This window comes from Thermus igniterrae ATCC 700962, assembly GCF_000376265.1.
Classification (GTDB): Bacteria; Deinococcota; Deinococci; order Deinococcales; family Thermaceae; genus Thermus; species Thermus igniterrae.
In genome coordinates, this window is sequence record NZ_AQWU01000059.1 from 1 (window position 1) to 25,523 (window position 25,523).

The 25,523-nt window shown below is 69.6% G+C and carries 26 protein-coding genes and 1 pseudogene; 8 read left to right on the top strand and 19 right to left on the bottom strand.

Going from position 1 to position 25,523, the window contains the following annotated elements; translation table 11 throughout:
* The first annotated feature begins 328 nt into the window (after window positions 1–328).
* Window positions 329–613 (top strand): phosphoribosyltransferase, encoded by a 285-nt coding sequence (locus B128_RS12245; RefSeq protein WP_018111228.1) that lies wholly within the window; start codon window positions 329–331, stop codon window positions 611–613.
* Window positions 614–636: 23 nt separating this feature from the next.
* Here the strand turns inward: B128_RS12245 and B128_RS0105260 are convergent, their stop codons facing one another.
* From B128_RS0105260 to B128_RS0105285, 6 genes are read right to left on the bottom strand one after another with little or no spacing between them, the layout of a single operon-like run.
* Window positions 637–1,620, bottom strand: coding sequence for a malate dehydrogenase (locus B128_RS0105260; RefSeq protein ID WP_018111229.1), 984 nt, complete (start codon window positions 1,618–1,620; stop codon window positions 637–639).
* Window positions 1,621–1,661: 41 nt separating this feature from the next.
* On the bottom strand, window positions 1,662–3,398 hold the full coding sequence (dnaG, locus tag B128_RS0105265) for a DNA primase (protein ID WP_018111230.1): 1,737 nt from the start codon (window positions 3,396–3,398) through the stop codon (window positions 1,662–1,664).
* Complete coding sequence (locus B128_RS0105270) at window positions 3,377–5,968, bottom strand: AAA family ATPase (RefSeq protein ID WP_026175044.1); 2,592 nt, start codon at window positions 5,966–5,968, stop codon at window positions 3,377–3,379. The genes dnaG and B128_RS0105270 overlap by 22 nt, the downstream gene beginning before the upstream one ends.
* Window positions 5,969–5,970: 2 nt before the next feature.
* On the bottom strand, window positions 5,971–6,378 hold the full coding sequence (locus B128_RS0105275) for a hypothetical protein (RefSeq protein WP_018111232.1): 408 nt from the start codon (window positions 6,376–6,378) through the stop codon (window positions 5,971–5,973).
* A gap of 9 nt (window positions 6,379–6,387) precedes the next feature.
* On the bottom strand, window positions 6,388–8,589 hold the full coding sequence (locus B128_RS0105280; protein ID WP_018111233.1) for a DEAD/DEAH box helicase: 2,202 nt from the start codon (window positions 8,587–8,589) through the stop codon (window positions 6,388–6,390).
* A gap of 23 nt (window positions 8,590–8,612) precedes the next feature.
* Window positions 8,613–9,233, bottom strand: coding sequence for a GNAT family N-acetyltransferase (locus tag B128_RS0105285; RefSeq protein WP_018111234.1), 621 nt, complete (start codon window positions 9,231–9,233; stop codon window positions 8,613–8,615).
* Between the two features lie 56 nt (window positions 9,234–9,289).
* Between B128_RS0105285 and B128_RS0105290 the strand changes: the two genes are divergently transcribed.
* Entirely contained in the window at window positions 9,290–10,369 is a 1,080-nt protein-coding gene (locus tag B128_RS0105290; protein ID WP_018111235.1) for a PIG-L deacetylase family protein, read from the top strand.
* Here the strand turns inward: B128_RS0105290 and scpB are convergent.
* Both scpB and B128_RS0105300 read right to left on the bottom strand, forming a co-directional pair.
* Window positions 10,316–10,840, bottom strand: coding sequence for an SMC-Scp complex subunit ScpB (scpB, locus tag B128_RS0105295; protein ID WP_018111236.1), 525 nt, complete (start codon window positions 10,838–10,840; stop codon window positions 10,316–10,318). The genes B128_RS0105290 and scpB overlap by 54 nt on opposite strands.
* A gap of 2 nt (window positions 10,841–10,842) precedes the next feature.
* Window positions 10,843–11,430, bottom strand: a complete 588-nt coding sequence (locus B128_RS0105300) for an L-threonylcarbamoyladenylate synthase (protein WP_018111237.1) — start codon at window positions 11,428–11,430, stop codon at window positions 10,843–10,845.
* Here B128_RS0105300 and pilC point away from each other — a divergent pair.
* Entirely contained in the window at window positions 11,429–12,649 is a 1,221-nt protein-coding gene (gene pilC, locus B128_RS0105305) for a type IV pilus assembly protein PilC (protein ID WP_018111238.1), read from the top strand. The genes B128_RS0105300 and pilC overlap by 2 nt on opposite strands.
* Here pilC and B128_RS0105310 read toward each other — a convergent pair.
* Window positions 12,624–13,076, bottom strand: coding sequence for an EVE domain-containing protein (locus tag B128_RS0105310; RefSeq protein ID WP_018111239.1), 453 nt, complete (start codon window positions 13,074–13,076; stop codon window positions 12,624–12,626). The genes pilC and B128_RS0105310 overlap by 26 nt on opposite strands.
* 71 nt (window positions 13,077–13,147) lie before the next feature.
* Here B128_RS0105310 and B128_RS13155 point away from each other — a divergent pair, with 71 nt between their 5' ends.
* The 4 genes from B128_RS13155 to B128_RS0105325 all read left to right on the top strand — a co-directional run bounded on the left by B128_RS13155 (window position 13,148) and on the right by B128_RS0105325 (window position 16,050).
* Window positions 13,148–13,420, top strand: coding sequence for a hypothetical protein (locus tag B128_RS13155; RefSeq protein WP_245537224.1), 273 nt, complete (start codon window positions 13,148–13,150; stop codon window positions 13,418–13,420).
* A gap of 14 nt (window positions 13,421–13,434) precedes the next feature.
* On the top strand, window positions 13,435–13,617 hold the full coding sequence (locus tag B128_RS13160; RefSeq protein ID WP_245537225.1) for a hypothetical protein: 183 nt from the start codon (window positions 13,435–13,437) through the stop codon (window positions 13,615–13,617).
* A 10-nt stretch (window positions 13,618–13,627) separates the two neighbouring features.
* Window positions 13,628–14,980: an FAD-binding oxidoreductase gene (locus B128_RS0105320; protein WP_018111242.1), complete on the top strand. Its 1,353-nt coding sequence runs from the start codon at window positions 13,628–13,630 to the stop codon at window positions 14,978–14,980.
* Window positions 14,981–15,063: 83 nt separating this feature from the next.
* The gene (locus B128_RS0105325; RefSeq protein ID WP_018111243.1) at window positions 15,064–16,050 is read left to right on the top strand and encodes a GGDEF domain-containing protein; all 987 of its coding nucleotides are present in this window, start codon (window positions 15,064–15,066) and stop codon (window positions 16,048–16,050) included.
* Here B128_RS0105325 and B128_RS0105330 read toward each other — a convergent pair.
* The 10 genes and pseudogenes from B128_RS0105330 to B128_RS0105375 all read right to left on the bottom strand — a co-directional run bounded on the left by B128_RS0105330 (window position 16,047) and on the right by B128_RS0105375 (window position 24,899).
* Window positions 16,047–17,126 (bottom strand): prephenate dehydrogenase/arogenate dehydrogenase family protein, encoded by a 1,080-nt coding sequence (locus B128_RS0105330; protein ID WP_018111244.1) that lies wholly within the window; start codon window positions 17,124–17,126, stop codon window positions 16,047–16,049. The two genes, B128_RS0105325 and B128_RS0105330, sit on opposite strands and share 4 nt — an antisense overlap.
* The gene (gene aroF / locus B128_RS0105335) at window positions 17,123–18,157 is read right to left on the bottom strand and encodes a 3-deoxy-7-phosphoheptulonate synthase (RefSeq protein WP_018111245.1); all 1,035 of its coding nucleotides are present in this window, start codon (window positions 18,155–18,157) and stop codon (window positions 17,123–17,125) included. Before aroF ends, B128_RS0105330 begins: the two co-directional genes overlap by 4 nt.
* Window positions 18,158–18,294: 137 nt before the next feature.
* Window positions 18,295–19,062: a VOC family protein gene (locus tag B128_RS0105340; protein ID WP_018111246.1), complete on the bottom strand. Its 768-nt coding sequence runs from the start codon at window positions 19,060–19,062 to the stop codon at window positions 18,295–18,297.
* Window positions 19,063–19,599 (bottom strand): YceI family protein, encoded by a 537-nt coding sequence (locus tag B128_RS0105345; protein ID WP_018111247.1) that lies wholly within the window; start codon window positions 19,597–19,599, stop codon window positions 19,063–19,065.
* A gap of 50 nt (window positions 19,600–19,649) precedes the next feature.
* Window positions 19,650–20,725, bottom strand: a pseudogene (locus tag B128_RS0105350) (integrase core domain-containing protein).
* 80 nt (window positions 20,726–20,805) lie between these two features.
* The gene (locus B128_RS0105355) at window positions 20,806–21,618 is read right to left on the bottom strand and encodes a menaquinone biosynthetic enzyme MqnA/MqnD family protein (RefSeq protein WP_018111249.1); all 813 of its coding nucleotides are present in this window, start codon (window positions 21,616–21,618) and stop codon (window positions 20,806–20,808) included.
* On the bottom strand, window positions 21,618–22,736 hold the full coding sequence (gene mqnE / locus B128_RS0105360; protein WP_018111250.1) for an aminofutalosine synthase MqnE: 1,119 nt from the start codon (window positions 22,734–22,736) through the stop codon (window positions 21,618–21,620). Before mqnE ends, B128_RS0105355 begins: the two co-directional genes overlap by 1 nt.
* A 10-nt stretch (window positions 22,737–22,746) precedes the next feature.
* On the bottom strand, window positions 22,747–23,412 hold the full coding sequence (locus B128_RS0105365) for an NUDIX hydrolase (RefSeq protein ID WP_018111251.1): 666 nt from the start codon (window positions 23,410–23,412) through the stop codon (window positions 22,747–22,749).
* Window positions 23,412–23,855: a YqhA family protein gene (locus B128_RS0105370; RefSeq protein ID WP_018111252.1), complete on the bottom strand. Its 444-nt coding sequence runs from the start codon at window positions 23,853–23,855 to the stop codon at window positions 23,412–23,414. Before B128_RS0105370 ends, B128_RS0105365 begins: the two co-directional genes overlap by 1 nt.
* Before the next feature lie 9 nt (window positions 23,856–23,864).
* Complete coding sequence (locus B128_RS0105375; RefSeq protein WP_018111253.1) at window positions 23,865–24,899, bottom strand: substrate-binding domain-containing protein; 1,035 nt, start codon at window positions 24,897–24,899, stop codon at window positions 23,865–23,867.
* 88 nt (window positions 24,900–24,987) lie between these two features.
* On the opposite strand from B128_RS0105375, the gene B128_RS0105380 reads away from it, so the two are divergent.
* Window positions 24,988–25,521 (top strand): glycerol-3-phosphate acyltransferase, encoded by a 534-nt coding sequence (locus B128_RS0105380; protein ID WP_018111254.1) that lies wholly within the window; start codon window positions 24,988–24,990, stop codon window positions 25,519–25,521.
* Window positions 25,522–25,523 lie beyond the last annotated feature (2 nt).

Here is a 25,523-nt window from a genome sequence, read left to right on the forward strand (position 1 = left end):
CGTGTCCAGGCGGGTGGAGGTACCGGAGGGGGTAGGTTTGGTCTTTTTGCCCCCCTACTCTCCTGAGCTACAGCCTGTGGAGCGGGTATGGCCCTTGGTGGACGGGGTGGTAGCGAATGGGCGGGTGGATTCGGAGGAGGAGCTTTGGGAGAGGGTGGAGGCCCGCTGTGCTTACTTGCAGACCCAGCCGGAGCTTATTCGGAGCCACACTCTTTTTCACTGGTGGCCGGGGGGATGCTGAGGGAATGGATCGGGAGGATTTCATATCATCCCCACCGCCCTCCTGGCCCAGGCCCTCTCCCTGCGGGAAATCCTCACCGCAGCGGTGATGTTCTACGAGGGGGAGGAGACCCTGCCTGAGCCGGTGTTCTTGCAGTTCCCCCCAGACCCCCTCCTCTTTGGCAAGCGGGTCTTGGTGGTGGACGATGTCTGGGACTCGGGCCGCACCGCCTTTGCCGTCAAGGCCCGGGTGCGCCAGGCAGGGGGAGTGCCCCTGGTGGCCACCCTCCACTTCAAACCCAGCAGGAACCAGGTGCCTGACCGCCCCGACTTCTACGGCGAGGCCGCCGAGGCCTGGGTGGTCTACCCCTGGGCCCCGGAGGCGTGGGCCTAGGCCCACGCCTCCGGCCGGTGCCCTCAGATGAGACCCAGGGCCTTCACCTGCTCCATCTCCTCCAGGAGTTCCCGGGCGGTGATCTCCATGCGTTCCCGGGCGAAGGGGTTGATCTCCAGACCCTGGACGATCTGGTACTCCCCGTCCCTGGCGGTCACGGGGAAGGAGTAGACGATGCCCTCAGGGACCCCGTAGGAGCCATCGGAGGGGATGGCCATGGAGACCCAGTCCCCCTCGGGGGTGCCGAGGGCCCAGTCCCGGATGTGCTCAATGGCGGCGTTGGCGGCGCTGGCGGCGCTGCTGGCCCCCCGGGCCTGGATGATGGCGGCTCCCCGCTGGGCCACGGTGGGGATGAAGGTCTTCTCGTACCACTCCATGTCCACCCACTCCAAAGCGGGCTTTCCCGCCACCTCCGCGTGGAAGAGGTCGGGGAACATGGTGGAGGAGTGGTTCCCCCACACCGTCATCCGGCGGATCTGGTCCACGGGGACCCCGGTCTTTCTGGCCAGCTGGGCCTTGGCCCGGTTGTGGTCCAACCGGGTCATGGCGGTGAAGTTCTTGGGGTCCAGGCCGGGGGCGTTCTTGTAGGCGATGAGGGCGTTGGTGTTGGCGGGGTTGCCCACCACCAGCACCTTCACGCTCCGCTTGGCCACCTCAGAGAGGGCCCGGCCCTGCTCGGTGAAGATGCGGCCATTCATCTCCAGGAGGTCGCGGCGCTCCATGCCCGCCTTCCTGGGGGCCGCCCCCACCAGGAGGGCGTAGTCCGCGTCCTTGAAGGCCACCCTGGGGTCATCGCTGGCCTCAATCCCCGCCAGGAGGGGGAAGGCGCAGTCCTCCAGTTCCATGATGACCCCCTCCAGGGCTCTCAGGGCCTGGGGAATCTCCAGGAGCTGGAGGATGACGGGCTGGTCCTTGCCCAGCATCTCCCCCGCGGCGATGCGGAAGAGGAGGCTGTAGCCGATCTGCCCTGCGGCGCCGGTGACCGCCACACGAACGGGGTTTTTCATGGCTTACCTCCCTCGGGCTTGCGCCCAGGGGCATTCTACCCCTAGAGGCGGCGATAGATGCGCCGTTCCGCTTCTATGGCCTGGTCCAGCTCCTGGATTTCCTTGAGGAGCTCCAGGCTTGGGGTGCGGCTCAGGGCCTCCTTCAGCTTGGCCCGGCGCTCCAGGTAGTAGGCCTCCCGCAGGCGGGCCAGGGTCTTCTCCACCACCTCGGGGAAGCGGGACTCCTCCACCGAGGGGGCCATCATCAGCCGTTCCAGGAAGATCCCCCCCGCTTCCTTGCGGCTCAACACCTGGCGCAGGTGGTCCCGCCTGGGGCCCACCCTGCGGGCCAGGTCCAGAAACTCTGCCAGCAGGGAGCCCTCGGGGGGCCAGGTGTGGTCGGCCACGTGGTGCACCCACTCCAGGAAGCGCTCTTCGGGCAGGGAGAGGAGGAGGGCCACCACGTCCAGCTCCAGGAGGAGGGTGCGGTTTTTGGGCTCGGCCTTAGGGGGTGGGGGCGGGGGCGGCTTGCCCCGCCTGCGGCTCAGGAGGTACTCCTCCAGCTGGCGGGGGCTCAGGCCCAGGCGCTCCACCACCAGGGCCTTGAGCCGGTCGGCCACGGGGTCAAAGGGTTCGGGGGAGAGCATCCTGGGGGTGAGGGCCTCCAGCACCTTGCGCTTGTGCTCGGGCCGGGAGAGGTCCAGGCCCTTGCTGGCCTCCTGGAAGCGGAACTCCACCTCGGGGAGGGCCTCGAGGAGGGCCTCCTGGAAGAGGGCCGGCCCCTCGGGGTGCAGGAGGAGCTCCCCGGGGTCCTTGGCGGGCAGGCGCACCGCGTGGAAGAGGAACTGGCGGGCCATCTCCAGGTCCAGGCTCTGCAGGGTGGCCCGCTGCCCCGCCTCGTCCGCGTCAAAGGCCAGGTAGACCTCCCGCACCTCCTGGCTTTTGAGGAGGCGGGCCTGCTCCTCGGAAAGCCCCGAGCCCAGCACGGCCACCGCCTCCCCGAAGCCCATCTGGTGCAGGGCGATGGCGTCAAAAAGCCCTTCCACCACGATGGCCCGCCCCGTCTCCCGCAGGCGGGCTTTGGCCTCGGGGTAGGCGAAGAGCACCTCCCGCTTGCGGAAGAGGGGGGTTTCCGGAGAGTTCAGGTACTTGGGGGTCTCGTCCCCCAGGGCCCGCCCGGTGAAGGCCACGATCCGCCCCAGGTGGTCCTTGATGGGGAAGGTGATGCGGTGGCGGAAGCGGTCGTAAAAGCGCCCTTCCTTTTCCGCCAGCACCCCGGCCTTCAGGCCCTCCTCGGGGGAGACCCCATGCTGGGTGAGGAAGGCCACGAGCCCCTCCCCCCTGGCCGGGGCATAGCCCAGGCCGAAGCGGGCCACGCTGGCCTCGCTCAGGCCCCGGGCCCTCAGGTAGGCCTGGGCCTCGAGGCTGGCCCTCAGGCCCTCCTGGAAGTAGGTCTGGGCCAGTTGCAGGACGTCCAGAAGTTCCCGGCGCCTTTGGAACCCCCCCCGCTTGGGGAGCTCTACCCCCGCTTCCTCCGCCAGCCGCTCCAGGGCGCCGGCGAAGTCCAGGCCCTCCATCCGCTCCACGAAGGCGAAGAGGTCCCCCCCCGCCTTGCACCCGAAGCAGTGGAAAAGCCCCTTTTCCTCGTCCACGTAAAAGGAGGGCGTCTTCTCCTGGTGGAAGGGGCAGAGGCCCTTCCAGCGCCCCCGGCCGGCGGGCTTGAGGACCACGTGGCGGGAGACCACCTCCTTGAGGGAGAGGCGGCGCTTGATGGCCTCTACTGCTTGTGCTGCGTCCATCCTACCCCCCGCCTACGCCAGAGTTCCCGGACCCACCTTCCCAGGATACCGTATCCCGAGAGGGACTCCTCCGGTTCCTTTCCGGCCAGGACGCCCTGCCAGACCCGGGTGAGGGGCACCGAGGGGGTGAAGCCCAGGAGGTGGTCCACCCTTTCCCCCTGCTCCAAGAGGAGCTGGGCCCTTAGGAGCCTGGCCACCTCCAGGTGCACGGCGAAGCCCGTGCGGTGGGTCTGGTAGAGGAGGTGCTGGGAGAGGCTCTGGGCCTTCTTTGGGGCGCGGGGCCAGAGGTAGAGGGCCAGGGAGGTGAGGGCCAGGTGGTGGACGTAGGGGTTGGGGAGGCGGCGGGTCTGGCGGAGGACCTCCTTGAGGAAGGGGAGGGGGTCCAGGCCCCGTTGCCAGCGGTGGTGGGCCAAGGCCAGCACGGCCAGGCTCCGCCCGTCCGGGTGGGTCCTGGCCATCTGGAAGAGGTCCTCGCGGAAGCGCCCCCTTAGCGTCCAGGCCCCCAGGAGGGCGGCGGCCAGCCAGGGATGGGGAGCCTCCCGGTGGGCGGTTTCCCCCTCCCCCAGGGCCTGGGCCAGGCGGCCGGTCTCCAGGAGGAGGCGGAGGCGGGCCGCCTGAAAGCGGGCCCGGGCCTCCGGGTCCTCCCCCCCGCTTCCCGAAAGCAGGGCCTCGGCCTCGAGGTAGTGCCCCAGGTCCATGAGGAGGCCCGCGCGCAGGCTCCGCCAGTGCACCCGAAGGGGTTCGGGGACCCCGGGGTGGGGCTCGGGGAGGAGCTCCAGGGCCAGCCGGGGCTGGAAGCGCCGCCAGAGGGCCCCGGCCAGGAGGAGGCGGGCCTGGGCCTCCTCCAGGGGGTAGGGCCTCAGGCCGGGGAGGAGGGGGAGGAGGTCCAGGGGGGCCTGGGCCTCCCGGAGGGCCCGGAGCACGGGGTCCTGGGACCGGGGCCCCCCCTCGGCCTCCAGTCCCCAGCCCAAGGAGGCCCGGGCGTCCTGGAGCTCCCGGGCCAGGGCCTTCCGCCAGCCCTGGGGGGCGGCCTCCAGGGCCTCCTGGTAGAGGGGGATGGCCTCCTCGGGGTGGCCCTGCCTCCAGGCCTCCTGGGCCAGAATCCTCAGGGTCTGGGCGGCCTCCTGGGCCCTACCCGCCTGCCGCAGGTGCCGGGCCATGGGGAGGTACTGCCCTCTTGCCCGGTGGAACCGGGCCGCCTCCTGGTGCCAGGCCTGGGCCAGCTCCTCGGGGACCAGGGCCCGGGCGGCCTGGGCCACCTCGGGCAGGGGGTTTTCCCCCTCCACCAGCCCCTCCGCCTCCAGCCTTTCCCAGGAGAAGGTGCCCACCAGGGCCTTCAGGAGCTCTAAGGGGGCTTCTCCTAAGACCCCTAAGGCCAAGAGGGCCTGCCGCTCGGCCAGGGGCAGGGCGTCCAGGGCGGGTTGCAGGGCCAGAAGGGGCGGGGCCTTGAGCCCCCTTAGTTCCAGGAGGGGGCCGAAGAGGGGCCGGCGGCTTTCCGCCAGGACCAGGAGGTGCGGGAAGGGTTGGGCCAGGGCCTTGCGCAGCGTGGGGTCGGGGGCGTGCAGGTCCTTGAGGACCAGGAGGACGGGCTGGGGGAGGGCGCTGAGCACCTGGCGCCAGGCCTCGAGGATGGCCTCGTTAAGCCTCTCCCGCTCCCAAGGGGGACGGGGCTCCAGGCCCAGGCTGTAGCGCCAGGCCAGGGCCAGGGGGTCGGGGAGCTCCGCTTGGGCCAGCAGGGCTTCTGGCTGGCCGAAAGCCCGGACCACCGCCTGCTGGAGGGTGGTGCGCAGGGGGGTTTCCGGCCCCATGCGCTCCAGCACCACCACGGGCTTGGGGGCCCTTTCCAGAAATTCCTCCAAAAGCAGACTCTTTCCGCTTCCCGGAGGGCCCACCAGGTTGAACCGGGCCGGGGGGGCCTGGAAGGCCTGTTCCAGGCGCTCCAGGAGGGCCTTACCCTCCGCGCCCAGGTCCACCGCCACCCTCTCCAGGCGGTAGACCTCCACCGTCCCCAGCCCCTTGGCCTCCTTGGGCCCCAGGGGCGTCCCCCGGACCCCGGGGGCCAGGCCCAGGGTCGCGGCCTCGGTGAGGACCTCCCCCGGCTGGGCCAGTCTGGAAAGCCGTTCCGCCAACACCACGGGGGTGCCCACGGCCGTGGGTTCCCCTGCCTGGCCGCTTCCCAGGGGGGCCCAGAGCACCTCCCCGCTGGCCACCCCGGCGCGGGCGGGTAGGGGGGAGGTGCGCACCATCTCCCAGGCGGCCTCCAGGGCCCGCCAGGGCTCCTTGCCCCGGGCCCGGGGAGCCCCGAAGAGGACCAGGATCCCGTCCCCCAGGAAGCGGTGGACGAAGCCCCCTTTGGCCCGGGCCACCCGGGCAGCCCCCTCCAGGGCCTCCTGCAGGCCCTGGTAAGCGGCCCTGAGCCCTGCCTGGAAGCGCCGGCTGGAGTCCACCAGGTCGTAGAAGACCACGCTCACAAAGCGCCGCTCCGTGGCCAAAAGCGCCCCCAGGGCCCGGCCGCAGGCCATGCAGAACCGGGCCTCCGGGGGGTTTTTGGCTCCGCACTCGCAGCGCACCCTCACTCCCTAAAGAGCATCAGGGGAGGCCAGAGGAGGACTTGGGCCCTGTCCGGCAGGGGATCCTCCGCGTAGACCACCACCGGCAGGGGGCCCTCCAGGAGGTAAAACCCTTCCCCCAAGGGGGTGGCCCGCCCCCCCAGGCGGTAGCTGGCCCCCTCCCGCTCCAGGAAGGGCTCGCCTTCCCAAGGCCAGGCTTCCCGCACCACCCCGTGGAGGAGGACCCGCACCCGTCCCGTGGGGGCAGGGGGGGCCCCGCGGTCAAAGGCCCACACCACCTGCCCCGCCGCCAGCACCTCCAAGAGGGGGCTTCCCCAAGGTTCGGGGAGGAGGTGGGCCTCCAGGGCGTGGGCCTGGAAGCGGGCGAAGAAACTCTCCGGACTTTCCTCCAAGACCGGGCCCCGGCGCATGAGAAGAGTCTAATGCACCGTGCGCCGGGGCAGGGAGAGGGCCAGGGCCGCCGCCAGGTGCAGGGCGGCCTCCTTGTCCAGGTACTGGTTGCCGTTGCCGCACTTGGGGCTCAGGACGCACCGCGGACACCCCTCGAGGCAGGGGCAGGCCTTGAGGAGGTCCAGGGTGGCCCTCAGCCACTCGGGAAAGCGGCGGGCGGCGGCCCGGGCGTAGCCCACGCCCCCGGGGTAGCCGTCGTAGACGAAGACCGTGGGGCCGCTCCCCGAGGGCAGGGGCCGGGGGTAGAAGGGATAGGAGAGGCCGCCGATGTCCTGCCGCTCCGCCAGGACGAAGAGGGGAAGGAGGCCGATCATGGCGTGCTCCAGGGCGTGGATGCCCCCGGGGATGCGGTGGGGAGGCACCACCTCCTTTGGGTGGAACCAGAGGGCCTCCGTGGGGAAGGTGATCTCGGGCAATTCCAGGGGGACTTCCTCCAGGACGCTGCCCGTGAAGAAGCGCTTCTTCACGTAGGCCACCACCCTCTCCCGGAGCACCACCTTCCCCACCCAGACCCCGTGGCCCAGGGGCTCGCCGGAGAGCACCTCCAGGTCCGTCTCCACCCGGGGCTCGGTGTAGTGGTCCTCGAGGGCCGGCAAGAGCCAGATCTCCCGCCGCACCGGGTCTATGTTCCGCACCAGAAAGCTTTCCCCCCCGTGGAGGTAAACCGCCCCGGGGTGGGCCTCCCAGTAGGCCTGGCGCTCGTCCAGGTGGCCCAGGAACTCCCCCTCTGGCCCCCGCAGGGTGAAGGTGGCTCCAAGCCCCCGCAGGCTCAGGTCCCGGTGGGGGTGGCGCTTGGGGGTGTACCACCGCCCCTCCCTTTCCCTGAGCTCCCCAAATCCCTCCGGGCAGAGCACCTCCTCCCGGGCCAGGGGCTTCTCCCAGGCGGCGGCGTGCAGGTGCAGGGGGCAGAGGACGGGGTTTTTGGGGTCGGCCACCGCCGCCTCCGGGGGGCTTTGCAGGAGGAGCTCGGGGCGGTGGAGGAAGTACTCGTCCAGGGGGTCTTCCCGGGGGATGAAGGCCACCAACGCCCGGCGCTCCCCCCGGCCTGCCCGCCCTGCCCGTTGCCAGAAGGCGGCCATGGAGCCGGGGTAGCCCACCAGGGCCACCGCGTCCAGCTCCCCGATGTCCACCCCCAGCTCCAGGGCGCTGGTGGAGACCAGGACCCGCACCTCCCCCCCTTTGAGGGCTTCCTCCAGCCGGCGCCTTTCCCGGGCGGTATATCCCGCCCGGTAGGGGCGCACCGCGGGGTGGGCGGCGTAGCGGGCCACCAGCTCGGCGCTCCTGCGGGCGTTGGTGAAGACCAGGCCCCTAAGCCCCCCCTCGGCCAGGGCCCGGGCCAGGTAGGCGGCCTCCAGGAGGGGGCTACGCCGCCTTTCCCCCGTGCGGTCCAGGGGCTTGGGCAGGAGGACCAGAAGCTCGCGCTCGGAGCGGGCCACCTCCTCCTTGAGCTCCACGAAGGGAAGGCCGGTGAGGGTCTCCGCGTGGTGCTGGGCGTTGCCGATGGTGGCGCTGGCGGCGATCACCTGGGGGTTGGCCCCGTAGTGGCGGGCCAGGCGCAGGAGGCGGAAGAGCACCAGGGCCACGTGGGTGCCGAACACCCCCCGGTAGGCGTGGAGTTCGTCCAGGACCAGGTAGCGCAGCCGGGACAGGAAGGGGGCCCAGTCCCCATGCCGGGGCAGGAGGCCGAAGTGGAGCATGTCGGGGTTGCTGAGGAGGACCAGCCCCTCCTCCCGGGCCCGGCGGCGCCCCTCCCCGTGGGTGTCCCCGTCGTAGGGATAGACTCCCTTCACCCCCAGGGCCTGGGCCATGGCCCTAAGCCGCCGGAGCTGGTCGTGGGCCAGGGCCTTGGTGGGGAAGAGGAGGAGGCTGGTCTCGCCCTTTAGGGCCGCCTGGAGCACGGGTACCTGGAAGACCAGGCTCTTGCCCGCGGCGGTGGAGTAGGCCATGACCACGTTTTCCCCCGCCTCCACCCTCTTGAGGGCCGCCACCTGGTGGGCGAAGGGCTCCAGGCCCAGGGCCTGGAGCACCCCGGCGAAGGCCCCCTGGTAGGGGAGGGTCCGCGGGGGCTTTTTGGGGAGAGTTTTGGCGAAGACGATGCGGCCGCGGAACTCGGGGTCGGCCTCTAGCCAATCCCGATAGCTGGCAAACCCCCTCAGGGCCTCGGGCAGCACCCCCTTATTATGGCCCCTATGGCCTAGAGCTCCCGTACCCAGACCTCGTGGATCACCGGGTGGCCCAGGTAGGGGGCCCAGAAGGGGCTGGCCTTCTTGGCGTAAAGCCGGAAGCCCAGGCTCCGGTAGAGCCGGCGGGCGGCCTGGTTGACCCGGGTGGTGGAAAGCTGTACCCCTTTCACCCCTTGGGCCCTGAGGCAGTCCAGGAATGCGGTGAGCAGGGCTTTCCCCAGGCCCTGCCCCTGGGCCTCGAGGCGCACGGCAATGTGGAGGTGGGCGGGATAGAGGCCTTTGGGGGCCTTGGGCCCGGGGTAGAGGAGGAGGCGGAGGAGGTAGTGGAGGTGGGGAAGCCGGGGGCCATAGTGCCCCAGGAGGAGGTTGAGGAGGAGCCGGGGCAGGCGGGGCAGCAGATCTAGGGCCAAGGCCCAGTCCGAGCAGGCCCCCAGGACATAGCCCAGCACCTCCCCCTCCTCGGCCACCAGGCTGCAACAGCCCCGGCGCAGGTAGGGAGCCACGAAGAGTTCGCCCCAGAGCTCCTGGCTGGGGAAGGCGTGGCCTCCCTCCCGCCCCAGGAGGAGGGTCTGGTGGGAAAGGCGGGCGATGGCCGGGAGGTCTGTTTCCCGGGCGGGGCGCAGATGGGCCACGAAATCATTCTAACCTTTCCCGGAAACCGGTTCTGGCCGGGGTATAAAATGCCTCCGTGCGCCGTCTGGCCCCCTGGCAGTGGCTGGTGTTGCTGGTTCTCCTCTACTTGGGTCTGGCGGAGGCCCTAAGGCTTTGGCTGGGCCTGGTCTGGGCGGAGCGGCTGGCCCTCCTCCTGGCGGCCTTGGGAGTCTGGGCCTTCGTCAACGGCCGCTTCGTCTTCGCCTACTACCACGCCTTCCTCACCTCCTTGCGGGTGCGCCACCTGCCCCGGGCCCAGGAGCCTGGCCCGGAGGAGCACCTTCTGGTCCTGGCCCCCCACCCCGACGACGAGGTCCTGGCGGCGGCCGGGCGCATGCGCCGCACCCTGGCGGCGGGGGGGCGGGTGAGCGTGGTCTACCTCACCTCGGGGGACGCCTTTGACCTGGCCGCAGGAAGCCCTCTTCCCTCCCAGGAGGCCATGCGCAGGCTGGCCTTGAGGCGCATGGTGGAGGCCTGGCGGGGCCTGGAGGCCCTGGGGGTTTCCCGGGAAAACGCCTACTTCCTGGGCTTTCCCGACCAGGGTCTTTTCCAGCTCTTCACCACCCACTACTACCTGGCCTACGAGAGCCCCTACACCGGCCTCAAGGCGGTGGCCTACCCCGGGTGCTACCGCCCGGGGCTTCCCTACACGGGCAAGGCCCTGGAGGCCACCCTGGTGGAGCTTCTGGAGCGCCTCAAGCCCACCCGCATCCTCCTCCCCAGCCCCCTGGACGCCCACCGGGACCACCAGGCCACCGCCTACTTGGGCATGCAGGCGGCGGCCTCCTTGGGCATGGAGGGGCGGCTGGAGTACTACCTCATCCACGGAGGGTACCAGTACCCCCTGCCCAAGGGCCTCCACCCCCGCCTGCCCCTCTACCCCCCGCCTCGAGGCCGGGGCCTCATCTGGTGGCGCTTCCCCCTCACCGAGGAGGAGGTCCGCCTTAAGGAGAAGGCCATCCGGGCCCACCGCAGCCAGATGCGCCTCTTGGGCCGCTTTCTCCTGGCCTTCGTGCGGCAGAACGAGCTCTTTAGCCCCCTGCCCGTCCCCACCAAGGAGGCCCTAGCCCCGGAGGAGGAGGGGTGGGCCGTCCTCGAGGGGCGGGAGGTCGGCTAGGCTCTCCAGGCCGAAGACCTCCAGGAAGCGCTCGGTGGTGCCGTAGAGCTTGGGCCTCCCCGGGGCCTCCTTCTCCCCCACCAACTGGACCAGCCCCCTTTCCAGTAGTCCCTCCAGGATGCCCTCTACGCTTTTGCCCCGCATGGCCTCCAGCTCCGCCCGGGCCACGGGCTGGTGGTAGGCGATGAGGGCCAGCACCTCCAGGGCTGCCTTGGAAAGCCGGGGCGGGGAGGGCTTGAGCACCCGCTCCACCGCGGGCAGAGCGGCCTCATGCACCACCAGCCGCCACCCCCCCGCCACCCGCTCCAGGGCCACCCCCAGGTGCCCGGCCTCGAGGTCCTTTTCCAGGGCCTTGAGGGTCCGCAGGAGCACCTCCTCCGGGTGGCCCAGGGCCCTGAGCTCCTTCAGGGCCACAGGCCGCCCCGCGGCGAAGAGGACGGCCAGGAGCTCGGCCTTGAGGCTTACCTCCATGGCTAGCGGAGGTAGGGCAGCAGGGCCTCCTTGGGGATGGCCCCTTCCCGCAACACCTCCCCCGTGCGCAGGTCCACCACGCTGGAGGCAAGCCCCCCCGCCTCCCCGGGGAAGACGTAGTCCACGGCAAAGGCCCGGGCCTCGGCCTCCGTGCGCACCGGGGGCTCCCCGCTCCGGTTCAGGCTGGTGGCGGCCACGTGCCCTCCCACCCGGCGGAGGAGTTCCCGCAGGGTCTCGTGGGCGGGCATCCTCAGGCCCACGGAGCCGTCCGGGCTGATCCAGGGGGGGATGTTCCGGCCCGGCACCACCACGGTGAGCCCCCCCGGCCAGAAGGCCTCGGCAAGCCGTAAAAACTTCTCCCTGAGGGCCCCGGGTTCGGCCAGCTTCAGGGCGCTTTCTAGGTCGGCCACCAGCACCTGCAGGGGCTTGGTCTCCTCCCGTCCCTTGAGGGCGTAGATGCGGCGGCAGGCCGCCTCGTCCTCCATGAGGGCCATTACCCCCCAGACGGTGTCCGTGGGGAAGGCCACCAGACCGCCCCCTTTGAGGGTCTTGGCGGCTTCGTCCAGCTCCTTGGGGTATACTAGGGCCATGCCAGTCTACCAGTATAAGGCCCGGGACCGGCAGGGCCGCCTGGTGGAGGCCACCATTGAGGCGGAAGACCTGCGCACCGCCGCCCGGCTTCTGCGGGACAAGGGCCTCTTCGTGGCCGAGATCAAGGAGCCAGGGAGGGGCCTGCAGGCCGAGGTACGCCTGCCCGCCATAGAGCGGGGCCCCGGCCTGAAGGACCTGGCCATCTTCTCCCGGCAGCTCGCCACCATGCTGGGGGCTGGCCTCACCCTTCTCCAGTCCCTGGCCATCCTGGAGCGGCAGACGGAGAACAAGAAGTTTCGCGAGATCCTCAAGCAGGTCCGCACCGACATTGAAGGGGGGTTGGCCTTCTCCGATGCCCTCACCAAGCACAAGCTCTTCTCCCGCCTCTATGTGAACCTGGTGCGGGCCGGGGAGACCTCGGGCGGCCTGGACGTGATCCTGGACCGGCTGGCCAGCTTCCTGGAGAAGGAGCTGGAGCTCCGGGGCAAGATCCGTAGCGCCATGACCTACCCCGCCATCGTCTTCGTCTTCGCCGTGGGCGTGGCCTACTTCCTCCTCACGGGCATCGTGCCCCAGTTCGCCCAGATCCTCACCGACCTGGGCTCGGAGCTCCCCCTCCTCACCCGTTTCCTCATCGCCGTATCCAAGTTCCTGCAGGCGTCCACCCTGCCCCTTCTCCTCCTGGCGGTGGTCCTGGTTTTCGTCTACCGCTGGTACTACGGCACCCCTCAGGGGCGGAAGGTCATTGACCGCATCAAGCTCCGCATCCCCGTCTTCGGCAACCTCAACCGCAAGACCGCGGTGGCCCGCTTTTCCCGCACCCTGGCCCTCCTCCTCTCTAGCGGCGTGAACATTGTGGAGTCCCTGGACATCACCAAGGGTACCGCGGGGAACGTGGTGGTGGAGGAGATCGTGGAGGCGGCCAAGCAAAGGATCCAGCAAGGGGACCCCCTGAACCTCACCCTGGCCCAGCACCCCTTTGTCTTTCCCCCCATGGTGAGCTCCATGGTGGCCATCGGCGAGGAGACGGGTGCCCTGGACACCCTGCTTTCCAAGATCGCCGACTTCTACGAGCGGGAGGTGGACGAGGCGGTGGCCAGCCTCACCGCCGCCATTGAGCCCCTCATGATCATCTTCCTGGGCGTGATCGTGGGCATGATCGTGGCGGGCATGTTCCTGCCCCTCTTCCGCATCATCGGCACCCTTTCCGCGCAATAAGCGCCTGGGCCACCTCCGGGGGGACCGGCATCACGGAAAGCCGGTTCCCCCGGCGCACCAGGGGGTGGTCGGGGGGGAAGCAGGTCCTGAGGGCCTCCAGGGGGATGAGGGGCCAGGCCTCGAGGAAGGCCACCTCCACCGTGTACCAGCGGGGCCTTTCCCGGGTGGCCCTGGGGTCAAAGTAGGGGCTCTGCGGGTCAAACTGCGTGGGGTCGGGGAGACGGGTGGCCACCACCTGGCAGAGCCCCACGATGCCCGGGGGGTTCTGGTCGGAGTGGTAGAAGAAGCAGAGGTCGCCTTCTTCCATCTGCATCAGGTAGTTCCGGGCCTGGTAGTTCCTCACCCCGTCCCAGATGGCCCTGCTTTCCCGCCTGAGGTCTTCTATGCTGTAGGTCTTGGGCTCGGATTTGAGGAGCCAGTAGGCCATAACCTAAAGTCTAAAGGCCTTTTTAGCCCCTTCCCAACCCTTTTGGCGTGGCAGAAAGTAAGGATGAAAGCATGCGCTTCCTTCTCCTCCCTTTCCTTATCGCCCTTTCCGCCTGCACCCTTTCCCTCAAGGTCCTCCCCGGGCACCGCATCCAGGGCCTGGAGACCCAGGCCGCCTACTGCACCGCCGGTAACACGCAGGTGGACTTCCGCTTCTTCCTGGAGGGCCATCTGGACTGCCTGGACTTTTTCTGGTTTCCCGAGGGCCTGGGCCCGGACCAGGCCCTTTCTCAGGAGCGCGGGACCCTACAGGGTCTCTTGGGGCCGGGGACCCACCGGGGGTGACCCCCTCGGGGGAGGTGCGGGCTGTGGCCCTGGCCTCTCCCCAAGCCCTGGGGGTGGCCCCCCAGGGGATTGGGGTGGAGCCCCTGCCCCATAGGAGGCTTTGGCTCCGGGGCTACACGGAGGGGGTTCCCGGCCCCTATGTGCCGGCCCAGAGCCCGGTGCGCCCGGCCGCTTCCTTCTGCGACCCTTCCTGGTAGCCTTAAGGGCATGGGAGCGGCCACCCAGGGGGTCTTGGAGGAGCTTCGGCGCCTTTTTGGTGCCCGGGCCCTGCTTTCCCGGGCACAGAAGGAGGTCTACCGCTACGACGCCATCCTGGTGGGCCCAGAGCCCCTGGCGGTGGTTCTGCCGGAAAGCCGGGAGGAGGTGCAGGCCCTGGTGCGCCTGGCCCGGCGCCACGGGCTTCCCCTGGTGGCCCGGGGGGCGGGGAGCGGGCTTTCCGGGGGCTCGGTGCCCGGGGAGGGGGCGGTGGTGGTGGCCTTCACCCGCATGGCTCGCCTGGAGGTGGACCCCGTGGGGCGCACCGCCTGGGCCGAGCCCGGGGTGACCACGGCCCGCATCTCCGAGGCCGCCCGTCCCTTCGGCCTCTTCTACCCCCCAGACCCTGCCTCCTACCGCACCAGCACCCTGGGGGGGAACCTGGGGGAGAACGCTGGAGGGCCCCTCTGCTTCAAGTACGGGGTCACGGGGGACTACGTCCTGGAGCTGGAGTGGGTGGATGCCTGGGGGGAGGTCCACCGCCTGGACCGCAAGGCCTACGACCTCCCGGGCCTCCTCATCGGCTCCGAGGGCACCCTGGGCCTCATCACCGGAGCCCGCCTCCGCCTTCTGCCCCTGCCCCGCCACCGGGCCACCCTGATGGCGGTCTTCCCCGAGGTGGGCGCTTTGGCCCAGGCGGTTTCCCGGGCCATCGCCCGGGGGGCGGTCCCCGCGCGGCTGGAGTTTCTGGACCCCCACTGCGTGGATGCGGTGGAGGACTACCTGGGCATGGGCCTTCCCCGGGGTCACGCCCTCCTCCTGGCGGAGACCGATGGGGAGGAGGCCGAGGCGGTGGAGGAGGAGCTTTCCCTTCTGGAGGAGGCCGCCTTGGCCCACGGGGCCCGGGTGGTGCGGGCGAGGGACGAAGGGGAGGCCGAGGCCCTCTGGCGGGCCCGGCGGGCGGTGAGCCCCGCCCTGGGCCGGCTGCGCCCTAAGCGGGTGAACGAGGACATCGCCGTGCCCCGGAGCCGCCTGCCCCAGGTGGTGCGGGAGATCCGGGCGCTGGGGGAGGCCTTTGGCCTCCTGGTGGTGCAGTTCGGGCACATCGGGGATGGGAACCTCCACCCCAACATCCTCTTTGACCCCCGGTGCGAGCCCGAGGAAAGGGTCTGGGAGCTGGCCCATGAGATCGCCCGCGTGGCCCTGCGCCACGGGGGGGTGCTCTCGGGGGAGCACGGCATCGGGCTTATGAAGCGAAAGTTCATGGCGGAGGCCCTGGCCCCTGAGGGCCTCGAGGCCTTCCGCACCGTCAAAAGGGCCTTGGACCCTGAGGGCATCCTCAACCCGGACAAGGTGCTTCCCTAAACCCGTGTCCCGAGGAGGGAAGGCTGGGGGACTACGGTTTATTTTTCACAGTACTTGCACAGGGCTGGGCTAACCATAAAGGCATGGGACGCTTCTCCCGGGAAGCGGAGGGGGGCCTCGAGGGCCTGGCCCGTGGGCTCTACTGGCTCACCTGGGGGGGCCTCCTTGCGGGGATGGGTCTCCAGGTCCTCCTTTACCCTCCCCGGGGTTGGCAGGGATACCTCTATCCGGTGTTCCTGGGCCTTTTCCTGCTGGCCCTGCGCGCCGGGCCCCGGGAGGCCCCCCGCCGCCTGGTCCCGGCCTTGGGGGCCTACTTCCTCTTTGAGTTGGGGCGGGTGGGGGAGGCCTGGGTGGTATTGGGCTTCTGGACCCCCAGCCTTTACCTCCTGGTGGCCTTCGGCTACCGGGGCTGGAGGGCGGTCTTCCAGGGGGCGGCCTGGGCCTTCCTCTTCCTCCTTCTCCCCTTGGCCCTGGGCCGGGGCTTTTCCCCTACCTGGGCCCACTTCGCCCTGGCCCAGCCCGTCCTCCTGGCCCTCACCCTACTCCTGGCCCGCTTCCGCGAGCTCTACGGCCAGGTGCGCTTCTGGCGGGACCAGGCCCTTACCGACCCCCTCACCGGCCTCCCCAACCGCCGTGCCCTGGAGATGGCCATGGAACGGGAGGCGGCCCGGGTGGAGCGGGGCGGGGCGCCCTTCAGCCTGGTCCTGGTGGACCTGGACGATTTCAAGCGCATCAACGACGAGCGGGGCCACCCCGAGGGGGACCGCCTCCTCAAGGAGGTGGGGCGCTACCTGGTGGCCCACGTGCGCCGGGAGGACCTGGTGGGGCGCTGGGGGGGAGAGGAGTTCGCCCTGCTCCTACCCGAGACCAACCCCCTTCAGGCGGAGCGCCTGGCGGAGCGCCTGCGGGAAGGGCTGAAGGCCTTAGGGGTCACCGCCAGCTTTGGGGTGGCGGGCTACCGCGGGGACCTTCTGGACCTCTACCAGCGGGCCGACCGGGCCCTTTACCGGGCCAAGGCCGGGGGTAAGGACCGGGTGGAGCGCCACACGGGCTCCTGGGAGGCCTCCTAGGGCATGCGGTAGCCCACGCCCTGAAGGACGGCCCTGGCCCGCTCCCGCTCCTCCCGGGTGGCGAAGCCCAGGCGCAGGGCCCCCGCCGCCTCCCGGATGGTGAGGACCTCGATGTCCTTTATGTTCACCCCCGCCTCCCCCAAGGCGGTGGCGATGCGGGCGATCTCCCCGGGACGGTCGGGCACCTGGACCACCAGGTCGTGCATCTCGGGCAGGAGGCTGCGGCGCACGATGGGAAGGCTGTCCCGGGTGCGCTTGGCGGCCTCGGCGGCCTCCAGCAGGGCCTCGGGCGCCTCCAAAAGCTCCTCCAGCTCCAGGAGGACGGCCCGGAGCTCCTCTATGGCCTCCTTGAGGGCCTCCTTGTTGGCCACCACCATGTCCCGGCTCATCCTGGGAGACCCGGAGGCCACCCGGGTGAGGTCGCGGAAGCCCCCGGCGGCCAGGAAGATGAGGAGGTCCCGGTGGGGGCTCTGCGCCACCATGCGGTTCAGGGCCACCGCCAGGAGGTAGGGGAGGTGGGAGATGCGGGCCACCAGCCGGTCGTGGAGGAGGGGGGGCATCTCCAGGGGGTAGGCCCCCAGGGCCTCCACCAGGCGGCGCACCCCTTCCTTGGCCCGGAGGGGGGTCCGGTCCGTGGGGGTGAGCACCCAGACCGCGTTTTGCAACAGGCCGGCGTGGGCGTTCTCCACCCCCGCCCGCTCGCTCCCCGCCATGGGGTGCCCCCCCAGGTAGTGGGGAAGGCGGCTTTCCAAAGCCGCCACCACCTCCCCCTTGACGCTACCCACGTCCGTCCAGAGGCTTTCGGGGTGGGCCAGGGGAGCCAGGGCCTCCCCCAGGGCCGGGAGGGCCCCCACGGGGGCCGCCAGGACCCCCAGGTCCAGCTCGGCCACCCAGGGCCCCAGCTGGGTGTGCACCCGGTCGGCTACCCCCAGGAAGAGGGCCTTTTCCAGGGCCACCGGGTCTTGGTCGTAGGCGTGGACCTCCTCCGCCAGGAAGCGCTCCTTGAGGCCCAGGGCCACGCTCCCCCCCAGGAGGCCCACGCCGAAGATGCCCACCTTGCGAAAAAAGGGCTTCATCCCAGGACCGGGGCGGAGAGGGTCTTGTCCAGGGCCTGGACCAGGCGCCGGACCCTTTGCATGAGCTCGGCGAACTCCCACTCGTGGAGTTGCTGGGCCGCGTCGGAGAGGGCCTTTTCCGGCTCGGGGTGGGTTTCCACGATGAGGCCGTCGGCCCCCGCGGCCAGGCCGGCCAGGGCCAAGGGGATCACCCAGTCCCGCTTGCCCGCGGGGTGGGAGGGGTCCACCCAGATGGGGAGGTGGGTCCAGCTCTTGAGCACCGGCACGGCGGAGACGTCCAGGGTGAAGCGGGTGGCCTTCTCAAAGGTGCGGATGCCCCGCTCCACCAGGATGACCTGCATGTTGCCCCGGGAGAGGATGTACTCGGCGCTCATGAGGAACTCCTCCAGGGTCATGCTCATGCCCCGCTTGAGCAGCACGGGCTTTCGTACCTCCCCCACCGCCTGGAGCAGGGGGAAGTTCTGGGCGTTGCGGGCGCCGATCTGCAGGGCGTCCGCGTACTCCGCCACCAGCTCCACCTGCTCGGGGGAGAGGACCTCGGTGACCACAGGGAGGCCCGTCTCCTTCCGGGCCTCGGCCAGGATTTTGAGGCCCTCCTCCCCCAGTCCCTGGAAGGCGTAGGGACTCGTGCGCGGCTTGAAGGCTCCCCCCCGGAGCATCCCGCCCCCGTGGGCCTTCACGTAGCGGGCGGCCTTGAGGGTCTGCTCCCGGGACTCCACCCCGCAGGGGCCCGCGGCCACCAGCACGTGGCCTCCACCGGTTTTGCCCGTGGCGAACTCCAAGACGGTGGGGAAGGGCTGGACCTCGAGGCTCGCCAGCTTCCAGGGCTTGGAGATGGGGATGACCTCCGCCACCCCGGGCAGGGCGCGGAAGTGCTCCATGAGCTCCGGGGTGGGGCCCTTGCCGATGGCCCCCACCAGGGTGGTCTCCACCCCCCGGGACACGTGGGGCCGGTACCCCACCTTCTCAATCTCCCGGATGACCTCCTCCAGCTCCGCCTCCTGGTACCCTCGCTTCATCACGATCAGCATGGTCCCCTCCCAAAAAACTTGGGCGCCCCTTTTGGGGCGCCCTTTTGCGGCAAAGCCTCTATGCGGGCCGCAGGGCGCCCCCGGCGGGATAATAAAAGCCGAAGTGGCGCCCTAGCCTCCGCATATTGCCCCCAAGTTTAGGCGGGCTCTGGTCCCCTTGTCAAGCGCACCCCGTGGCCCCAGGGGTCCAGGAACTCCTCCTCCATCCCCCAGGGGGCCAGGAGGGTGTAGCCCAGAAGCCCCGTGGCCCCTTCGGGGGCCCTCTGTCCCCTGGCCCAGGTGTTGGCCCCCACGTGGTGGTGGTACCCGTCCCAGGCGAAGAAGAGGGCCCCGGGGTAGGTGCGCAGGGTGGTCGCCATGCCTAGCCTCCCCCCGAAGAAGGCCTCTGCCTCCCGGAGGTCCCCCACGTGCAGGTGGAGGTGGCCAAGGCGGGTTTCCGGGGGAAGAGGGGTGGGGTGGGGGGTCTCCCCAAGCAACCCCTCCAGGTTGAGGGGGGCGGTGAACATCAGGGGTTCCCTGGGCCAGGCCTCTGGGGGGCGGTCCCAGTAAAGCTCCAGGCCGTTTCCCTCGGGGTCGCGGAAGTAGAGGGCCTCGGAGACCCCGTGGTCCGCTGCCCCCTCAAAGAAGGCCCCCGCTTCCAGAAGCCTTCGGGAAACCCCAGCCAGGTCCTTGCGGTGGGGTAGGAGGAGGGCGAAGTGGTAAAGCCCTACCGAGGGGTAAGGCCTTAGGGGGGCCTCAGGTTTGTGGATCAGGTCCAGGTAAAACCCCCTCCCTTCGGGAAAAAAGCGGTAAAGGGGAGGGTCGGCCTCCAGGCTAAGGCCCAGGAGGTCCCGGTAGAAGGCGAGGGCGGCCCCCAGGTTCCTCACCCGCAGGGAGAGGCCCAGGAGCCGCCTGGGGAAGGTCATCTAGCCCACCGCCGCTTCCTGGAGCTTTACCGCCTGGGTGTCCACGCTGAAGCGCACCTCTTCCCCCACCAGCACCCCGCCCATCTCCAGGGCCACGTTCCAGGTGAGGCCGAAGTCCTTGCGGTTCAGTTTGCCCTCAAAGTGGGCGCCCAGGCGCTCGTTGCCCCAGGGGTCCTTGGCGGGCCCGTGGGTCTCCACCTCAAAGGCCAGGGGCCGGGTAGTGCCTCGGATGGTGACTTCCCCTTCCACCCGGTAGCGGCCTTCTCCCAGGGGCGTGATCCGCTCACTCCGGAAGAGGATCTCGGGGTGGTTGGCCACGTCCAGGAAGTCTGCGGAGCGCAGGTGGGCGTCCCGGTCCGCCACCCCCGTGTGGATGCTCTGGGCGTCCAGCCGGGCCTCTACCCGCACCGGCTTCCCCGTGGCGTCGGTCTCCACGTACCCCTCCTTGAGGTTCAGGGTACCCTTCACCGTGGCGATCATCATATGGCGGACGGAAAACTCCACGCTGGTATGGGCTGGATCCAGGTTCCAACGCATCTTGGCCTCCTTAGGGCCCAGGGCCCTTAGGGTAGGATATCCAAAGCGCTTTATAAAGTCAAGTGCTTGTAATCGGTCAATACATCTGAGACTGGGGGACCGACTCCGCTTGCATTTTAGCCAAGAACTCCAGGGGCGCCAGCCCCCCCAGGGCCATGTGGGGCCTGCGGTGGTTGTAGTACGCCAGATAAGCGTCCAGCTCGGCCTGCAGGCGCACAAGCCCCCTTGGCAAGGGCAGGGTATAAAACTCGTCGCGGAAGGTGCGCTGCATCCGCTCCACGTGCCCGTTGAGCTTCGGGCTCCGTGGGGGCAGCACAAAGAGCCGGATTCCCAGGCTCCGGCAGGCTTCCTCAAACTCGGCCATGAACTCGCTCCCCCCGTCCACCTGGACGGCCCGGATGGGGAAGGGGGCCTTGGTCACGAGGGCGGAGAGGAATCCCGCCGCCAGGTTGGCCGTGGCCCTGGTGTGCACCTGGGCCAGGGAGAAGCGCGTGACCAGGTCCAGGGCCGAGAAGTGCTTGACCACCTCCCCGGGCCCTAGGGTCACGGTGAGGGTGTCCAACTGCACCAGGTCCCCGGGCGCCCTGGCCTCGTATCCCCGGGGCTTCCTCTGGGCGTAGGGCCTCTGGGGTCTTGGCCTCCCCTTGCCCCGCCTCGCCCGGGCCAGGAAGGCGGCCACCCTTTCCACCCGCCCCCTGGCTTCCAGATGGGCGAGGATGCGGCCCACGGTGCGCTCGCTGACCTCAAAACCTCCCTTCCTCAAGCTCCACCAGATGGGCCAGCGGCCCCAGGTGGGGTTTTGTCTCCGCAAGTCCTCGGTGGCGATGAGGAGTTCGGAGGTCCAGTGCACCTTCCGCCGTAGGCGTTTGGGGCGTTTGGGTTTCGGAAGAAGGCCTTTAAGTCCTTCGTCCTTGAGCCTGCTCCGCCAGCGGTGATAGGTGGCCCGGCTGATCCCCACCAGGGCCTGGATCTCGGGCCAGCTCACCCCGTGCTTCCTGAACGCCTCCACCTGCTTGAGCTTGCGCAGCCGTTCCTGGACCAGGGGGTCGCCGGCCCCCGCCATCTCCAGCTCCTGGGCCTTCCTCGCTCCTCGCCAGATCGCTTTGCCAACCGTGGTAAGCTGCACTCGGGGGGCCTCCTTCCGGAGTCGGTCCCCCTCTTTTTATCCCAGCCCAGAGTCTCACATGTGTTTGTCCGGGTTCAGTGCTATCCCGGATAGTACGCCGGGGCGAAGGGCAGGCCTAGGGCCTGGGCAAAGGCCAGGAGACCCAGGCGGTCGGGCTCCTCCAGGTGGTAGCGGAAGTTCCAGAGGTAGTGTTCCATGAGGGCGGGGTGCACCCCAAGCCGCTCCGCTTCCTCCCGGGCCACCTCCCCCAGGTGGGCCAACCCCTGCCGCCGGGCCCGTCGCAGGGCCTGGACCAGCTCCCGGGGCGGCGGGTTTTCCTTGCGGTAGGCCCAGACGGCGAAGACGAAGGGGAGGCGGGTCCTGGCGAACCAGAGCATGGAGAGGTCCACCACCGCCACCTCCCCGAAGCGGGTGGGAAGGGCGTGGGGGGTCTCGGGGAGTTCCCTCAGGAGGCCGGCGTAGGCCTGGATGGCCCGGTCCCCAATGAGGAGAACCCCGTCGTAGGGGCCCAGGAGCTCGAGGCCCCCTTCCTCCCGTACGTACTGGGGCTCTACCCCCCGTTCCTTGAGCAGTAGCTTCAGGAGGGCCACGCTGGTGGCGCTTTCCGTGGTGAGGGCTACCCGCTTGAGCCCTTCCAGCCTGCCCAGGTGGAAGAGGTTCACGGAGTAGACCCGGCCCAACACGGCCACGGAAAAGTCGGGGAGCAGGCCCAGGGCCTCCTGGTGCCTCAGGTAAAAGTAGCTGGAAACCAGGGAAAGCCCCACTTCCCCCGAGAGGACCAGGCGGTTCAGCTCCGCCGGTACCCCGTGGCGCAGGGTCCAGCCGTCGGCTTCCAGGAAGCGGTAGAGGGGGGCCACGTTGGCGTAGCGGGGCACCCCCAAGACGTAGGCCATCAGGCTTCCACCTGGGTGTAGACCCGCACCTCCCGGTAGAGGGCGTCCCGTTCCACGGGAATCCGTCCGGCCATCAGGATGATGCGGGCCAGCTCCCGCTTGGAAAGCCCCTGGGGCGTGGGGCTTCCCGCCATATGGACGATGCGCTCCTCAATGAGGGTGCCGTCAATGTCCGTCACCCCCCAGTCCAAGGAGACCTGGGCCAGCTCCGGGGTCAGGGTGGCCCAGTAGCCCTTGATGTGGGGGATGTTGTCCAGGTAAAGCCGGGCCACCGCCAGGTTGCGCAGGTCATCCAGGCCGGTGGTGAAGGTCCTTTTGCCCAGTTCCCGCGCCAGCTGGTTGCCGTCGGGCTGGAAGGCCAGGGGGATGAAGCTCATGAAGCCCCCGGTCTCGTCCTGGAGGCGGCGCAGGCGGTCCATGTGGTCCAGGCGTTCCTCCAGGGTCTCTATGTGGCCGTAGAGCATGGTGGCGTTGGTGGGGATGCCCAGGAGGTGGGCGGTGCGATGGACCTCCAGCCACCCTTCCGCGCTCACCTTGGCCCGGGCGATCTGCCTGCGCACCCTCTCGGCGAAGATTTCCGCCCCTCCGCCCGGCATGGCGTCCAGACCCGCCTCCTTCAGGGCCTGGAGCACCTCCTTGTAGGGCAGGCGGGCGATCTTGGAAAAGTGGTGGATTTCCGCCGCGGTCCAGGCCTTCACCTGGACCCCGGGGAAGGCCTCCTTGAGGGCCCGCACCAGGTCCAGGTAGTACTGGAAGGGGCGCTTGGGGTGGTGGCCCGCCGTCATGTGGATCTCGGTGAGGCCAGGCTGGTAGCGGGCCCGCACCCACTCCACCACCTCTTCCACCTCCCAGTCCCAGGCCCCTTCCTCCCCGAAGCGGCGCTGGAAGGCGCAGAAGGTGCACCCCACGTAGCAGATGTTGGTCTGGGAGACGCGGATGGAATGGACGAAGTAGGTCTTCTTGCCGTGCTTGCGCTCCCGCACCAGGTTGGCCAGGCGCATAAGCGTGGGGAGGTCACGGGTCTCGTAGAGGGCAAGCCCCTCGGCAAAGGTGAGGCGTTCGCCGGCCTCCACCTTTTCCGCGATGGGCAGCAGGCGGGGGTCCTGAATCCCCTTCACGGCAAGGAGTCTACTCCCCGGCAAAGCGCCTGACCAGGGCCTCCACCTCTTTCTGCCGTCCGCCCACGCTCCTTTCCGGCAGGAGGTTTCTCAGGTAGCGGTCCGTGAGGAGGAGGTCCACGTAGGGGTAGACCGTGGCCGCCATCACCGCGTCCAGGAGGTCGGAGGGACGGGGCCTGCGGCCGGGGTCAGAGGCCATGCGGGCCAGCAACCCTGCCAGGAGGCGCACGAAGGGGACCTCCCTGAGCCCTGTTCGCGTGCGGATCTCCCTAAGGGCGGCCTCGAGGGCCTCCCCATAGGGTAGCCCCTGGAGGAGGGCCGGCAAGCCCTGGAAAGGGGAGAGGTCGGCCGGGGTCTCCCAGCCCCCTCCGCGCCAGAGGAGGTCCTCCCGGAAGAGCCCCCGGGCCTGCCTGGCGGCCACTTCCTGCCAGGGGCGCACCCAGTACCCTTGGGAAAGGGCCCCAAAAACCTCCCGCAGGGCGGGAAGGAGGTAGCCCGCCTTTTCCTCGGGGCCCCGGATGGGATGGAGGGTTTCCAGCACGTGGAAGGGACTGGGCGGGGCCAGGGCCTTCCCCCGCATGGCCCGGAAGAGGCGGCCAAAGGCCTCGTGCCCCCGCTGGCCCAAAAGGTGCTTGGCCATGCGGCTGGCGTAGTTCTGGTCCAGGTAGACGAGCACTACTCCTTGGCCCGGGTGAGCCAGAGGGCCACGGCCAAAAGGGCCACCCCCCCGGCGAAGAGGAGGAAGTCCAGGGCGGCCTCTGGCTTGAAGGCCATGGCCTTCTCAAAGAACTTCACCACCAGGATCATCACGATCACCTGGCCCAGTTTGCCCTTGAGGTCGGCCAGGCTTTCCACGGAAAGGACGTTCTCCAGAGGGAGGTCCAGCCGGCGGATGAAAAGCTCAAAAAGCCCCAGGCTAAAGATGAGAAAGACCGCCGCCAAAAGGGCCAGGTCCACAGCGCCCACCAGGGCGGGGAGGGCGGTTTCCAGGTCCTGGCCCAACGCCCCCGCCGCCTCCTTAAGGGCGTGCCAGGCGAAGTAAAAGGCCCCCAAAAGGAGCCCGAGGACGGGCAGGAGCATGCTCCAGCGCACCAGGTTGGCCAGGATTTCCAGCCGCATGGGGCCTCCTTAGGGGAGGTAGGGCACCGCCGGGGGAGTTCCGGTAGAGGCCCGCTCCACCAGGACCGGCTCAAACCGCACCTCCCGGGGTGGGCCCTGGTAGCCCTGCATCCTTTCCAAGAGGAGCTGGGCCGCCCGGGCCCCCATGGCCTCCACCGGCTGGGCGATGGTGGAAAGCCCCCGCTCCTCCGTGAAGGGATGGCCGTCAAAGCCCAGCACCCGCACTTCCTTGCCCAGGGTGAGGCCCAGGCGCTCTGCCTCCTCCAGCACCCCCAGGGCCACCAGGTCGGCCCCGGCGAAGACGTTGAGGGGCGGGGAGGCCTTTTCCAGGAAGTACCGCAGGGCGAGCCGCCCCCCCTCTTGGGAAAGCCGCGTGGTGTAGAGGTGGTCCTGGGGGAAGGGACGGCCCGCGGCTCCCAAGGCCTCCTGGAAGCCCTGCATGCGCTCGGCGAAGACCGTGTGGCGGAAGGCCCGGTCGGGCTCCTCCTCCACCTTGACGGCGAAGATGGCCCCGGGGAAGCGGGTCAGGTACGCTCCCGCCATCCGTCCCCCCAGGAGGTTGTCCAGGTAGACGGAGTCGTAGCGGGGGTTTTTGGCGTCCACCAGGACCACGGGGCGGTCGGTGGGGAGGCGGCCCTCCTCAAAGTGCTCCGTGAGGTCATAGGAGGCCAGGATCAGCCCGTCGGTGAGGTAGGCCAGGGTGGTGCTTTCCAGGTAGCGACGGAGCCTGGCCTGGGAGAGGATGGGGAAGAGGGCGAGGTCGTAGCGCTTTTCCAAAAGGACCCCCTCAATCCCCTCCAGGAGCCGGCGGTAAAACTCCGTGGCCACGAAGGGCAGGAGGACGGAGACCGTGTAGCTCCGGCCCCCGGCGATCCTGCGGGCGTGGGGGTTGGGGGTGTAGCCCAGCTCCTCCATGGCCCTCAGCACCCGGGCCCGGGTTTCCGGGCGCACCGCCGGGTGGTTGTTCAGGACCCGGCTCACCGTGCCCAGGCCTACACCGGCCCGGGCGGCCACCTCGTGGATGGTGGGCTTTTTCTTCTTCATGATGGGGTTCCCTGGGTCTGGAAGCGCTTCATGGAAACTTCCATTCTCAGGATACGCCAACCTAGGCCCTTCCTGCAAGAATGGGGGCATGGGCTACCTCCTCCTGGCCTACCTCCTGGGCTCCTTGGTGGGGGGGCTTTTGCTCTTCCCCGAGGTGCGGGGGAAGGACTTGCCCGGGGGCTCAGGGGTCTTCCGCCGCAAGGGGCCCCTGGCCTCGGCCCTGGTGGTCCTCATAGACCTGGGCAAGGGGGTCCTGGCCGCCCTCCTCACCCCCCCGGAGTGGCGGCCCTACGCGGGGGTGGCGGTGGTGGCGGGGCACTGCTGGCCCGTTTTTTTCCGCTTCCGGGGCGGTGGGGGGATTGCGCCCTCCCTGGGGTTCTTCCTGGCCTGGCTACCCAGGGAGGCCCTCCTGGCCACGGGGCTTGGCCTTGCCGTGGCGGGGCTTTACCACCTCTTCTACTGGCGGTGGCGGCGCCGGGGGGTTTACCCCATCCCCTTCGGGGCTATCTTTGGCTACCTGGCCCTCCTTTTCCTTGCCCCTCCGGAGGGGCGGCTTGGGGGCTTTTTGGTGGCGGGGGTGGTGGCCCTGAGAGGCCTGCAAATCCTCCGGGGAAGGTGGTAGTT

Coding starts and splice junctions, on each gene's coding strand:
- B128_RS12245 (WP_018111228.1), top strand. CDS start 329: ATGTTCTACGAGGGGGAGGAGACCCTGCCTGAGCCGGTGTTCTTGCAG.
- B128_RS0105325 (WP_018111243.1), top strand. CDS start 15,064: ATGGGACGCTTCTCCCGGGAAGCGGAGGGGGGCCTCGAGGGCCTGGCC.
- B128_RS0105355 (WP_018111249.1), bottom strand. CDS start 21,618: ATGGCCTACGTCTTGGGGGTGCCCCGCTACGCCAACGTGGCCCCCCTC.
- B128_RS13155 (WP_245537224.1), top strand. CDS start 13,148: ATGCGCTTCCTTCTCCTCCCTTTCCTTATCGCCCTTTCCGCCTGCACC.
- B128_RS0105260 (WP_018111229.1), bottom strand. CDS start 1,620: ATGAAAAACCCCGTTCGTGTGGCGGTCACCGGCGCCGCAGGGCAGATC.
- B128_RS0105310 (WP_018111239.1), bottom strand. CDS start 13,076: ATGGCCTACTGGCTCCTCAAATCCGAGCCCAAGACCTACAGCATAGAA.
- B128_RS0105370 (WP_018111252.1), bottom strand. CDS start 23,855: ATGCGGCTGGAAATCCTGGCCAACCTGGTGCGCTGGAGCATGCTCCTG.
- pilC (WP_018111238.1), top strand. CDS start 11,429: ATGCCAGTCTACCAGTATAAGGCCCGGGACCGGCAGGGCCGCCTGGTG.
- aroF (WP_018111245.1), bottom strand. CDS start 18,157: ATGCTGATCGTGATGAAGCGAGGGTACCAGGAGGCGGAGCTGGAGGAG.
- B128_RS0105375 (WP_018111253.1), bottom strand. CDS start 24,899: ATGAAGAAGAAAAAGCCCACCATCCACGAGGTGGCCGCCCGGGCCGGT.
- B128_RS0105320 (WP_018111242.1), top strand. CDS start 13,628: ATGGGAGCGGCCACCCAGGGGGTCTTGGAGGAGCTTCGGCGCCTTTTT.
- dnaG (WP_018111230.1), bottom strand. CDS start 3,398: ATGGACGCAGCACAAGCAGTAGAGGCCATCAAGCGCCGCCTCTCCCTC.
- B128_RS0105340 (WP_018111246.1), bottom strand. CDS start 19,062: ATGACCTTCCCCAGGCGGCTCCTGGGCCTCTCCCTGCGGGTGAGGAAC.
- B128_RS0105275 (WP_018111232.1), bottom strand. CDS start 6,378: ATGCGCCGGGGCCCGGTCTTGGAGGAAAGTCCGGAGAGTTTCTTCGCC.
- B128_RS0105380 (WP_018111254.1), top strand. CDS start 24,988: ATGGGCTACCTCCTCCTGGCCTACCTCCTGGGCTCCTTGGTGGGGGGG.
- B128_RS0105330 (WP_018111244.1), bottom strand. CDS start 17,126: ATGAAGCCCTTTTTTCGCAAGGTGGGCATCTTCGGCGTGGGCCTCCTG.
- B128_RS0105300 (WP_018111237.1), bottom strand. CDS start 11,430: ATGGCCCTAGTATACCCCAAGGAGCTGGACGAAGCCGCCAAGACCCTC.
- B128_RS0105345 (WP_018111247.1), bottom strand. CDS start 19,599: ATGCGTTGGAACCTGGATCCAGCCCATACCAGCGTGGAGTTTTCCGTC.
- scpB (WP_018111236.1), bottom strand. CDS start 10,840: ATGGAGGTAAGCCTCAAGGCCGAGCTCCTGGCCGTCCTCTTCGCCGCG.